12 protein-coding genes are annotated in these 12,364 nt (G+C 29.9%); 6 read left to right on the top strand and 6 right to left on the bottom strand.

Annotated features, from left to right (window positions below; translation table 11 throughout):
• The 4 genes from uvrC to uvrB are packed head-to-tail and all read right to left on the bottom strand — an operon-like array spanning position 1 to position 5,150.
• Positions 1-1,836, bottom strand: coding sequence for an excinuclease ABC subunit UvrC (gene uvrC / locus AC5SLZ_RS05525; protein ID WP_494615312.1), 1,836 nt, complete (start codon positions 1,834-1,836; stop codon positions 1-3).
• Positions 1,823-2,248, bottom strand: a complete 426-nt coding sequence (locus AC5SLZ_RS05520) for a dihydroneopterin aldolase (RefSeq protein WP_494615311.1) — start codon at positions 2,246-2,248, stop codon at positions 1,823-1,825. The genes uvrC and AC5SLZ_RS05520 overlap by 14 nt, the downstream gene beginning before the upstream one ends.
• A complete protein-coding gene (locus AC5SLZ_RS05515; protein ID WP_494615309.1) occupies positions 2,245-2,997 on the bottom strand; it encodes an SDR family oxidoreductase in 753 nt (250 codons plus the stop codon). The genes AC5SLZ_RS05520 and AC5SLZ_RS05515 overlap by 4 nt, the downstream gene beginning before the upstream one ends.
• On the bottom strand, positions 2,979-5,150 hold the full coding sequence (uvrB, locus tag AC5SLZ_RS05510) for an excinuclease ABC subunit UvrB (RefSeq protein WP_494615308.1): 2,172 nt from the start codon (positions 5,148-5,150) through the stop codon (positions 2,979-2,981). Before uvrB ends, AC5SLZ_RS05515 begins: the two co-directional genes overlap by 19 nt.
• 35 nt (positions 5,151-5,185) lie before the next feature.
• Between uvrB and AC5SLZ_RS05505 the strand changes: the two genes are divergently transcribed.
• Positions 5,186-6,385: a pyridoxal phosphate-dependent aminotransferase gene (locus AC5SLZ_RS05505; protein ID WP_494615307.1), complete on the top strand. Its 1,200-nt coding sequence runs from the start codon at positions 5,186-5,188 to the stop codon at positions 6,383-6,385.
• The gene (locus AC5SLZ_RS05500; protein WP_494615306.1) at positions 6,385-7,038 is read left to right on the top strand and encodes an NAD(P)H-binding protein; all 654 of its coding nucleotides are present in this window, start codon (positions 6,385-6,387) and stop codon (positions 7,036-7,038) included. Before AC5SLZ_RS05505 ends, AC5SLZ_RS05500 begins: the two co-directional genes overlap by 1 nt.
• Before the next feature lie 3 nt (positions 7,039-7,041).
• Here AC5SLZ_RS05500 and AC5SLZ_RS05495 read toward each other — a convergent pair whose 3' ends face one another.
• Both AC5SLZ_RS05495 and trxB read right to left on the bottom strand, forming a co-directional pair.
• Positions 7,042-8,061: an NAD-dependent epimerase/dehydratase family protein gene (locus AC5SLZ_RS05495; protein WP_494615304.1), complete on the bottom strand. Its 1,020-nt coding sequence runs from the start codon at positions 8,059-8,061 to the stop codon at positions 7,042-7,044.
• Between the two features lie 41 nt (positions 8,062-8,102).
• The gene (gene trxB, locus AC5SLZ_RS05490; RefSeq protein ID WP_494615303.1) at positions 8,103-9,047 is read right to left on the bottom strand and encodes a thioredoxin-disulfide reductase; all 945 of its coding nucleotides are present in this window, start codon (positions 9,045-9,047) and stop codon (positions 8,103-8,105) included.
• A gap of 21 nt (positions 9,048-9,068) precedes the next feature.
• Between trxB and AC5SLZ_RS05485 the strand changes: the two genes are divergently transcribed.
• From AC5SLZ_RS05485 to AC5SLZ_RS05470, 4 genes are all read left to right on the top strand, one after another.
• A complete protein-coding gene (locus tag AC5SLZ_RS05485; RefSeq protein WP_494615302.1) occupies positions 9,069-10,013 on the top strand; it encodes a mitochondrial fission ELM1 family protein in 945 nt (314 codons plus the stop codon).
• Positions 10,013-10,675 (top strand): hypothetical protein, encoded by a 663-nt coding sequence (locus AC5SLZ_RS05480; RefSeq protein WP_494615301.1) that lies wholly within the window; start codon positions 10,013-10,015, stop codon positions 10,673-10,675. Before AC5SLZ_RS05485 ends, AC5SLZ_RS05480 begins: the two co-directional genes overlap by 1 nt.
• A gap of 176 nt (positions 10,676-10,851) precedes the next feature.
• Complete coding sequence (locus AC5SLZ_RS05475) at positions 10,852-11,907, top strand: D-alanine--D-alanine ligase family protein (protein WP_494615299.1); 1,056 nt, start codon at positions 10,852-10,854, stop codon at positions 11,905-11,907.
• A gap of 14 nt (positions 11,908-11,921) precedes the next feature.
• The gene (locus AC5SLZ_RS05470) at positions 11,922-12,347 is read left to right on the top strand and encodes a SprT-like family protein (protein ID WP_494615298.1); all 426 of its coding nucleotides are present in this window, start codon (positions 11,922-11,924) and stop codon (positions 12,345-12,347) included.
• Positions 12,348-12,364 lie beyond the last annotated feature (17 nt).

Raw genomic sequence — 12,364 nt, 5'->3', positions numbered from 1 at the left:
TTATTCGTGAAAGAAGTTATATATCTTTTTTGCAACTTTTTCCTCAACACCTTCTACAGACTTTATCTCATCAAAACTAGCAGACTCAACAGATCTTGCAGAACCAAAATGGTTCAATAAGGCCCTTTTTCTAATAGCACCTATACCATCGATCTGATCTAATAATGATTTTGATAATCCTTTAGCTCTTTTTGCTCTATGCGAGGTAATCGCAAATCTATGTGCCTCATCTCTAAGTCTTTGCATAAAAAATAAAGTTGGATCATTTTTCTCAAATTTATAGCTTTTACCATTGTAGAAAAATGTTTCGTCTCCACTATTTCGCATTTTACCTTTTGCAATAGCGATCATTGGAAGGTCATATAGGCCTAACTCATTCAACACTTCTTTTGCTGAAGAATATTGTCCTTTTCCACCATCAATTAGTATTAAATCTGGTAAGGTTAAAAAATTACCTTTCTCTAAAATTGCTCTTTTAAACCTTCTAGACAAAACTTCTTTAAGCATAGCAAAATCATCTTGCTCAGCACCTTTTGTTTTTATATCAAATTTTCTATATCTCTTTTTAACGAAACCTTCATTGCCAAATGTAACCATTGCCCCAACACTGTTGGTTCCTGAAATATGACTGTTATCATAAACTTCAACAAGATTGATGACATTTTTTAGATCAAATTTTTTAGCAACACCTTCAAATAAATTTTTATTATTATTTGTTTCATAAAGTTTTCTATTTAATGACTCTTTTGCATTTTTTTCAGCCATTGCCACAACTTTTGCTTTCGTTCCTTTTTTTGCAGTATTGATGGAAATAGTATTTCCTTCTTTTTTACTTAGAGTTTCCTCTATTAATTTCTTATCTTTAATGTCAGCATTGATAATAACTAATTTGGGTACAGTTTTATTTTCATAAAATTGCATTAAAAAAAAAGACATAATTTCCGAAACATCTTGATCTGGATCATGTTTTGGAAAATAAGCTTGGTTTCCCCAGTTTTGTTTTGATCTATAAAAGAAAACTTGAATACAAGCTTTTCCAGATTCTTTGTATCCAGCAATCACATCAGCATCTACCAGATTTGCTTCATTGATTCTTTGTGACGATTGAATGATGTTTAGAGATTTTATTCTATCTCTAAAAATTGAAGCTTTTTCAAAATCAAGTTCATCACTTGCTGCTTCCATTTCCTTTGAAAGATTTTTTTGTATATCTCTTGATTTGCCTGACACGAATAGAATTGCTTGGTCTACAGTTTTTTTATAATCTGATTTATCTATGTAACCTACACAAGGACCTGAGCATCTTTTTATTTGATAAAGTATGCAAGGTCTTTTTCTATTTTTAAAAGTTCCATCATCACAAACTCTTAATTGAAATATTTTTTGAAGCATCTTAATAGTCCAATTAGCAGTTCCTGCAGATGCAAAAGGACCAAAGTAAAACCCCTCTTTTTCTTTTTTTCCTCTATGTTTCATTACTCTTGGCCATTGTTCTTTTTCACCAATAAATATGAAGGGAAATGATTTATCATCTTTAAGTAAAATATTAAATTTTGGCTTATGTTTTTTGATTAAATTAGCCTCTAGAAGTAGGGCCTCACTTTCATTTGCTGTAGTTGTAATCTCTAATTTAAACGTTTGAGACAACATTCTTTCAGTTCTAATAATATGATTTTTTTCTGACACATAACTTTTCAGCCTATTTGGAAGGTTTTTAGCTTTACCAACATAAAGAATATCATCTTTATGATTTAGCATTCTATAAACGCCAGGGCTTTTAGGAATTAGGGGAAGTTCTTTTTTAATTACTTCTTTTCCAAGTTCAGAGCTTTTCATGACTTCTTTTTTTGGTAATTTGAATACCAACAGAGGTACATTCTTTTAATATCTCCAGTTTTTCAATCTGTAACATTATTTTACCAATACGCTTGTCTTTAAACAAAATATCAAAAACGTCTTCTGCAAGCGTTTCTAAAAAATTATAGTGTTTATTTTTTGTTAGTTTTTTTATCAATTTTACAACCTGCCCATAATTTACAATAGATTTAATATCCTTATCGCTTGTTGGTTTTTTATCCTCATAATATATTTCTAAGCTAAATTTGACTTTTTGGGGTTTTTCTTTTTCAAAATCATAGTAACCAAGTTTTAAATCTAAAGTTAATTCTTTAATTAGAATTTTTTTTTCATAATTAAATAGACTTTTATTTTTATCTATTTTTACAATTTTTAGATTATTTTTTTTCATTCTTTTCCTATTACATCTGGTGTTTGCCAGTTTAAATTTTGTCCACTATCGATAGCTAAAACTTGACCTGTAATAGAGCTGTTTTTAATAAAAAAGTCAACAGCATTACATATTTCATTAACATCTACTTGATGCTTTAAAGGCGTTGCTAAATATTGTTTTTTAAAATGCTTATCTGTTTGTCGTTTATTTTTTATTGTTGGCCCAGGAGCTATGCCATTTACTCTAATGCTTGGAGCCAAACTCATAGCACTAGTTTTTGTTAGTGTATAAAGTCCAGTTTTACTTAATGTGTATGAAGTAAAAAATGGAGTTAGTTTAAAAACTCTTTGATCAATAATATTTATAATATTATTGTTTTTACCTTTAATATTTTTAGCAAATTCTTTTGTTAAGAAAGCAGGGGCTTTTAAATTTACATTTAAATGATTATCCCAACTTTTAGATGTAAAGCTTTTTAAACTATCATTTTCAAACAAAGAAGCATTATTAATTAAACAATCGAAATATTTCAATTTTGATTTTGCAAACTTAATAATTTTTTTTAAATCATTTTCTTTGGACAAGTCTCCTTTAATCAACCAAACTTTTGTTTTATTTTTCTTTAATTCTTTTTGTAATTTTTCAGCATTTAATTTTGATTTATTATAATGAATAACAATTTCCACATTTGGACCTGATAACTTTTTAGCAATCGCAGCACCCATTCTAGTAGCTGCTCCAGTAACAATTATTTTATTTGCTTCCACTTTTTTTTGCCTTTTTGTGCTCTAGTACCAGGAAGACCCATAGTTGACCTACCTTTTGGATACATTTTATTATTTGAACTATATTTTTTTACCTTAGGATTTAAAGTAATTTCTAATTCAGAGGCCTCAAGTTTTCTTATTTCATCTCTAATCTTAGCCGCTTCTTCAAATTCAAGGTTAGTCGCAGATTCTTTCATTCTTTTATTAAGTGCTTTTAAATGTTTTTTAAGATTACCCCCAATATTCTCGTCTGTTCCAACTTTGACATAATCTTTTTCATAAACACTCTCAAGAACATCTCCAATTCCTTTTTGGACACTTTTTGCAGTGATATTATGTTTTTTATTGTAAGCTACTTGAATAGTTCTCCGTCTATCTGTCTCTTTGATTGCACTTTTGATACTTTTTGTTTCTTTGTCAGCATAAAGAATAACTTTACCTTCAAGATTTCTTGCGGCCCTTCCAATAGTTTGAACTAAAGAAGTTTCAGATCTTAAAAAACCTTCTTTATCAGCATCTAAAATTCCAACCAATGCACATTCTGGAATATCAAGTCCTTCTCTAAGTAAGTTAATTCCAACCAGTACGTCAAACACTCCAAGCCTTAGATCTCTCATGATCTCAATCCGCTCTAAAGTATCAATATCAGAGTGCATATATCTAACTTTGATGCCATTTTCATGAAGATACTCAGTTAGATCTTCTGCCATCTTTTTAGTTAAAGTAGTGACTAATACTCTAAAGTTGTTGTTAATTACTTTTACACACTCGTGCATTAAATCATCTACTTGGTTTTTAGCTGGTCTAATCTCAACTGGTGGATCAATTAATCCTGTTGGTCTAATGATTTGCTCTACAAATTTATTTTTTGTTTGTTTTAATTCCCATGGCCCAGGTGTAGCTGACACAAATACTGTTTGAGTTCTCATTGCATCCCATTCTTCAAATTTTAGAGGACGGTTATCCATACATGAAGGTAGTCTAAAACCATATTCTGCTAAATTACTTTTTCTAGATCTATCACCTTTATACATTCCATTTAGTTGAGGAACAGTTACATGACATTCATCCACAAAAATTAAAGTATTATCTGGAAAGTATTCAAATAAGGTAGGAGGTGGTTCTCCTGGTTTTCTTCCTGATAAAAATCTCGAATAATTTTCAATACCAGCACAAGATCCAGTTGCTTCAATCATTTCTAAATCAAATTTAGTTCTTTCCTCTAATCTTTGTGCTTCAAGTAATTTATTTTGTTCTTTAAATTTTTTTAATGTTGCTTCTAATTCTCTTTTAATCTTAATTATTGCTTGTTCAATTGTTGGTTTTGGGGTGATGTAGTGACTATTTGCATAAACTTTTATTACATCAAGTTCACTAACTAAGTCTCCTGTTAATGGATCAAACTCTTCTATCTTTTCCAATTTATCTCCAAACAAACTTAATCTCCAAGCACGGTCTTCTAAGTGAGATGGAAAAATTTCAAGATATTCACCACGTGCTCTAAAAGTTCCTCGATAAAAGTTTTGATCATTTCTTTTATATTGAAGTGCGACTAAAGATTTAATTAATTCTTCTCTGTTATAATCATAATTGGTTTTTAAGCTTAAAGTCATCTTACTGTAAGCTTCAACAGAACCTAAACCATAGATACAAGAAACACTTGAAACAATAATGACATCATCTCGCTCAAGAAGTGATCTTGTTGCTGAGTGACGCATTCGATCTATTTGTTCATTAATTGACGCTTCTTTTTCAATATAAGTATCTGATCGTGGAACGTATGCCTCTGGAGTATAATAGTCATAGTAGGATACAAAATATTCAACAGCATTATCAGGAAAGAAAGATTTCATTTCCCCATACAGTTGAGCTGCTAATGTTTTATTGGGCGCAAGAATAAGTGCTGGTCTATTTGTTTTTTCAATAACCTGAGCCATTGTAAAAGTTTTTCCAGATCCAGTTACACCAAGTAAAACTTGGCTAAGCTGGTCTTTATTGGCACCATTTACCAACTGTTTTATAGCCTCAGGTTGATCACCTGCGGGCTTAAAATCAGTTTTCATCTGAAACTTTTTTCCACCTTCTAGTTTAGGGCTTATTGCAGGATTTTTATTCTGCACAGCTGTAATTAGATCTTGATAAGTGTTCTGCATTATTTATAAAACTATTAGATTAAAATTATATTTCAATGAGCATAATATCAGACAGTTTAAAAAAGATTAAACCATCACCAACGATTGCTGTAACTCAAAAAGCAAGAGAATTAAAGGCTGCTGGTAAAGATGTAATAGGACTTGGTGCAGGAGAGCCTGATTTTGATACACCAGATAATATCAAACAAGCTGCAATTAAAGCCATTAATGATGGAGATACCAAATATACAGCTGTTGATGGAACACCAGCTTTAAAGCAGGCAATCGTAGAAAAATTTAAAAAAGAAAATAATTTAGAATATACAACTGATCAAGTTACAGTTGGAGCAGGAGGAAAGCATGTAATCTATAATGCAATGATGGCAACTCTTAATGAAGGAGATGAGGTTATTGTTCCAGCTCCTTATTGGGTTTCTTATCCCGATATGGTTTTGTTAGCAGGTGGAACTCCAATTATTTTAGAGTGTAATGAAAAACAAGGATTTAAAATTAATCCAACTGAATTAGAAAAATCTATAACTCCAAAAACTAAATGGATTATATTAAACTCACCTTCAAATCCAACAGGCGCTTGTTATACAGAAGAAGATATTAGAGAGATTGCAAAAATTTTGGAAAAACATCCACATATTTATATTTTAAGTGATGATATTTATGAGCATGTAACTTATGAGGGATTTAAATTTTTTACCATCGCTCAAATTGATAACTTGAAAGATAGAGTGCTTACCATGAATGGTGTAAGTAAAGCTTATTCAATGACTGGATGGAGAATAGGGTATGCAGCAGGTCCTAAAGAAATTGTTAAAGCAATTGCAAAAATTCAATCACAATCAACAACTAACCCATCTTCAATTAGTCAAGCAGCTGCAGTTGAAGCATTGAGTGGAACACAAGATTTTATAAAAGAAAGAGCAACTTCTTTTCAAGAAAGAAGAGACTTTGTTGTTAAAGCATTAAATGAAATTGATGGAATTGAATGTTTAAATCCAGATGGTGCATTTTATGTTTTTCCAAGTTGCAAAGGTTTAATGGGTAAAAAAGACTCAAATGGAAATGAATTGAAAACAGATACTGATTTTGTTCAATCTTTATTAGAGAACAGTGGTATAGCAGTTGTTCAAGGTTCTGCGTTTGGCTTAGAAGGTTTTTTTAGAATTTCTTATGCTACTTCAATGGAAAACCTTAAAAAAGCTTTAGAGAAAATATCTACTTTTTGTAAAAGCCTAAGTTAATGAAAACAGCCTTAGTTTTTGGTTCGTCTGGTTTAGTAGGCGGACATCTTCTTAGTCAATTAATTGAAAATGATGATTATAATAAAATAAAGATATTTGTTCGTTCAGAACCTGAAAATAATGATCCAAAAGTTGAAATTATCAAAACTGAATTTAATAATTTAGAAAATCACAAAGAAGATATCAAAGGAGATGATTGTTTTTTTTGTATTGGTACTACAAAGCAAAATTCACCTGATAAAAATGAATATCGAAGAGTAGAACTTGATGTACCTAAAGAAATTGCTCAAATTGCCAAATCAAACTCAGTAAATTCATTTGTTTTTGTCTCATCTGGTTATGCAGATCCCAAAAGCTCAGGAGATTATCTAAAGTTTAAAGGTGAAGTTGAAGAGGAATTAAAAAGACTAAATTTTTCAAAACTTGGAATAATGAGACCTTCTTTTTTATTAGGTGATAGAAAAGAAAAAAGAGTGGGGGAGAAAATAGGAATTTTTGTATTTAAATTATTATCTCCTTTATTTTTAGGGCCTTTAAAGAAAATGAAACCAATTCACTCAGAAACTGTTGCAAAAGCAATGATTGCGATTACTCAAAATGACAGTTCACAAACAATTTTTGAGTCTAACGAGATATCAGAAATAATTAACTAACCTTTAAACCAAACCAAGTCTTATTACCGAGTTTCCAGCATCTTTGATACTATCTCGTGCTGTTTTAAATTTTATCCCCAATAAGTCTTCAGCATAAGAAGTGTCTGTTTGCATTAAAATTCCCAGTTCAGGTACCATAAGTTTTGCAGATGAGTCTAAGTAACTAATCAACTTTAACATAAAGTTTGGCATTTCTTTTTTTGGTAGTTTTTTTGCGTACTGTGGAAACTCTTCTTGCATAATTTTAGAAATTTCGAGCATTTTTTTAACTTCTGAACCAATTAATAAACGTCTTCCATTTACTTTAGAATTTTTCAATGAAAGTACATGTGCTTTTGCAACATCTTTTACATCAGAAATCAATATCCCAAAATTTGGAGCCATTGGATATTTTCCTTTAAGGAAAAGTTGAACATATTTAGTTGATGTATTTTCTTTATCATCTAATGCATCACCATTAACACCACCTGGATTAATTACAGTTAATTTATCTTTCAATCCTTTACTTTCCATTAATTCCCAGGCAACTTTTTCAGCTTTAGTTTTGGATACAATATAATCAGTAGATCCACTCCATTCAGTATCTGACCAATCCTTTTCTCCAACATTGTAAGGATTAGTTCTATTAGGTCTTTTAAACATTGCAGCTATTGATGATGTTAGAACTATCTTTTCAACATTAGCTTCTATACCTGCATTTAAAACTCTTAAAGTTCCACCTTTAGCAGCTGGAACTAAAGCCTCTCTATTTCTTGAACTTTTCATGGGATAAGGAGAAGCAGTATGTATAATATATTTACAACCTTTTGCAGCTTCGTTCCAACCCTCATCTTTTAAAAGATCCAATTCAACAAATGATAATTTATCTGTTGAAACATATTCGCTTAGAGTTTTCTTTGTTTTCTCTAATGAATTTTGACTTCTTACAGTTCCTAAAACTTCATATCCATCATTTAATAATTCAATAGCTATATGTTTTGCTATCCATCCACTTATTCCAGTTAATAATACTTTATCTGCCATTATATTTACCCTTCTATTTATTATTAGTTATTAATCTCGAATTAGTGAGATAGAAATTTTTCGGCTTCTAATGCTGCCATACAACCCATTCCTGCAGCTGTAACGGCTTGTCTAAAAGTTTTGTCTTTAACATCGCCTGCAGCATAAACTCCAGGGACATTGGTTTCGGTAGAATCGGGTTTAGTTAATAAATAACCTTCTTTATCCATATCCAATTGTTCTTTAAATAAAGCAGTTGCTGGATCATGACCAATTGCAATAAATAAACCATCAATTTTCATTTCTTCTACATTATTAGTCTTTAGATTTTTAACTTTGATACCTGTAACATTTTTGGGTTCACCGTCCCCAATTACTTCATCGACTGCACTATCCCAAATAATTTCAATTTTTTTATTTTCCATTAATTTCTTTTGAAGCATCTTTTCAGCTCTTAATTCATCTCTTCTATGGATAAGTTTTACCTTTGATGCAAATTTTGTAAGAAACATTGCTTCTTCAACAGCAGCATTACCACCGCCAACAACTGCCACAACTTTCTCTTTAAAGAAAAAACCATCACATGTTGCACAAGCAGAAACACCAAAACCTCTAAATTTTTGCTCAGACTCTAAATTCAACCATCTTGCTTGAGCACCAGTTGAAATAATTATACTATCTGCGGTATATTTTTGACCACTATCACCTATAGCTTCAAAGGGTGTAGATTTTAAATTTACAGATGAGATATGATCCTCAATCATTTCTGTTCCAACAGCTTTAGCTTGATCTCTCATTTGATCCATTAACCATGGACCTTGAATAACATCTGAAAATCCTGGATAATTTTCAACATCAGTAGTTGTTGTTAATTGTCCACCAGGTGCAGAACCATAAACTAAAACAGGATTTAACATTGCACGAGCCGCATAAACAGCTGCAGTGTATCCGGCTGGACCGGATCCAATTATCAACACTTTTGTGTGTTTTGTTGGATTATCACTCATACAAAAGTTATATAAGGATAAATGGCAAAATTAAAAGGGATATTATTGACCGAAGGTATGCATGGCATGATTAGCCAAGTAGAAGGTTTGGCTAAAGCCTTAGATGTAGATTTTACACACCACAAGGTTGAACTAAATCATATATGGAAATTCATTCCACCAAATCTAAGTCCAGTTTCACAAAATGTATTTAAACAAATTAATCATGATGATTTTGATGTGATTATCTCATGTGGGCGTAAAAGTGTTATTCCTTCTATTCATTTAAAAAATACAGCCAATAAAAAGGTATTTAATATTCACATTCAAGATCCAAAAGTAGATTTAGATAATTTTGATTTTATTGTTGCCCCAGAACATGATGCAATACAAGGTCAAAATGTTATTAGCACAAAGGGTGCTATTCATTATCTTACTGAAAATGAGATTAGTGAAAATAAAGATTATTTAAATTCATTTATTAAAAAGGATGAAAGAAAGATTTGGACTTTAATATTAGGTGGTCCAACAAAGTATTATGATTACTCAACAAAAAATATGAAACATATTTTTACATCTCTATACAAATTATTAAAAAAACATGATTTTCAGCTTGTAGTAATTCCATCAATGAGAACACCAATAAATACTATACATTATGCTAGAGAATTTTTTGGAGATAATCACACCATTATAATGGATGTTGATAAAAAAGCCTATTTATCAGCTTTAGCATTATCTGAAAATATTATTGTTACATGCGATTCTAGTTCAATGATTTCTGAAGCAGCCTTAACTGGTAAGCCAATTTATATTGCCAGCATTTTGCCTAGAAAAAATGATAAAAGATTTCAAAGTTTTAGAAATTTATTTAGGGAATTAAATATAACTAGAAATTTAGGTGAAGAAGTTGAAAATTGGACCTATGAAAAGCTAGATGAAACAAATAGAGTGGCAAGTATTATCAAACAAAAAATTAATTCTTAATGTCATTTTTAAATTCAATTCAAAATCAATCCAAAAAACATGAATTTCCTTTTGATCATTGGGAATATAATAATGCATTATCTGATGGTGGTATTGAAGAAATTATTAAAGCAGATATTCCTGATGTTAGTAAACATAATCTTAATTATGATGGGACGAGAGCAATCGATGGTGGTGCAGCTGAATTTAGAGAAGGGATAGCATCAGGGGGTGAGGCAATTAAATTTAGATGTTTTGTTACTAAAGAGAATGGAAAACAATTTCCACACTTAGTTAAATTTATTAATGAATTACAATCCAAAGAAGTACATCAAACTATCTCAAAAATGATTAATAAAGATTTATCAAACTCATTTGTAAGAGTTGAAGTTATCTGTGATCGAGAGGGTTTTTGGCTAAAGCCTCATTGTGATATTAAAGAAAAGCTAATGTCAGGCTTAATATTTGTAAATAATGCTAACGAATCTGAGGATTTAGGCACAGACTTTTATAATGAAAAATTAGAAAAAGTTAAAACAGTTCCTTATAGAAATAACTACGGATATATGTTTACAAGTGGACCTAATACCTGGCATGGCATGGAAAAAAAGACAATAGTTAAAGAAAGACGTTGCATACAGCTAAATTATGTAACTTTTCCTACGGATTGGAAAGTTGAGTAATATTTAAGCCTTAATGACTTGTATCTTTCTATATCTATAAATCGTACACTTAGTTTTTTAGATACTGCCAGATAATTATAAACAGCATCATTCGGGCAATAATTTTTTAGAAAACAATTTAATTAAAAGAATTCATCATTTATGTATTTTTGCATAAATAATGAATTGGTCCCATTATGATTATAAAAGACATAAACAAACAGCAAATTCCAATAGCAGGAAACATTTTACCAATAAGTAAAGATAATATTATTCCAATAAAAATTGATAAGAAAATAGAAATAGTCGTCGTTCCAAACTTAGGAGAACCAAATTCCCATCAAGATAATGTGGGAATTATTCTTGAAGAAAAAAAAATTCAAAGAATTTTATCTAAAAGATATAAACATGTTTTAATTACTGAAATTAATTCTATGGATGACCTTGAGCAACTAGCAAGAAGAAAGCCTGATTTAGTTTTCTCAGGGGTAAAGTATTTTTGTTTTAACAATAAAAAAATATGGTTAAATGATTATCTAGAAATTTTTTTAATTCCATACATTGCTTCTAGCAAAGCTGCTCTTGATAATGAAAGTAATAAAAATAGAGCAAAAAAAATTATGCAACAAAATGATATTAGAACTGCAGATTATTTTATTACAAACCCAGGCGAATATATAAAAGAGTCCTCAATTCCAATAAAATTTCCTCTTTTTATTAAACCAATAACCGGTGGTGACAGTAGAGGTGTAGACAAAAATTCATTAGTATTTAATTTTGAGGAATTTACAGCAAAAGTATTAGATATTAAATTGAAGTTAAACACTTCATCTTTAGTAGAAACTTATTTAGCTGGAAAAGAATACAGTGTAGGTATTTTTGAAGATAGTATTGATGGTAGTTTAAGAGCAATGCCTATTGAAATTATTGTTAAAAAAAATATAGATGGTTATTGCATACTTGATTTTGATGTAAAAAAAAATGATGAGGAGGAAGTAGTTTTAGTAAGTGACAAAAAAATATTTAAGAAACTTTCAGAGATTGCAAAAAATTCTTTTGTAGCTTTAGGGGGAAAATCTTTGGGAAGAATTGATATTAAAATGGACCACTTAGGTGAGCCTCATTTTATTGAAGCTAATTTAATGCCAGGTCTTAGAAAAGGATACTTTTATAGATCTTGTGTATTAAATCTTGATATGAGTTATGATGATATGATTTTTAGTATAGCAAATACGGGTTTATCCTCTCATTAAATTATATTTATTTCATGAATAAAATTAAAGACCGAAATAGAAGAATTATCATTCGAGTAAAAAAAAAAATTTTAAAAGAGACAGAGTTATCTGATAAAAAATATATTGCGACCTATAGGGATATTAAAAAATACTTTAAATATTTTAATAAAATTTTATTTAAAGATAAGCTCAACAGCTTTAATGATATTCAAATCAAAAGATTAGTTAAAGCTTCAGGTCAATGTGTTGAAAATATTGATTATTATAAGGGAACAAGTTTTTTTGTTCTTGAAATGATGCCTAAATATAAAAATAAATTAGAGTTTTTAAATACTCTTTCTCATGAAATGGTTCATCTTTGGCAACAAACTGTTATGAAGGATACTGGTAGTCATAATAAGCTTTTTTTTAGTTTTAAGCCAAAATTTAAAAAGTTAAATTTAACTCTTAGCTATTAATTAAAAATTATTACTTA

The sequence above is a fragment of the Candidatus Pelagibacter sp. PS_06 genome, from assembly GCF_059418045.1.
This window is presented reverse-complemented; position numbering and strand designations above follow the sequence as displayed.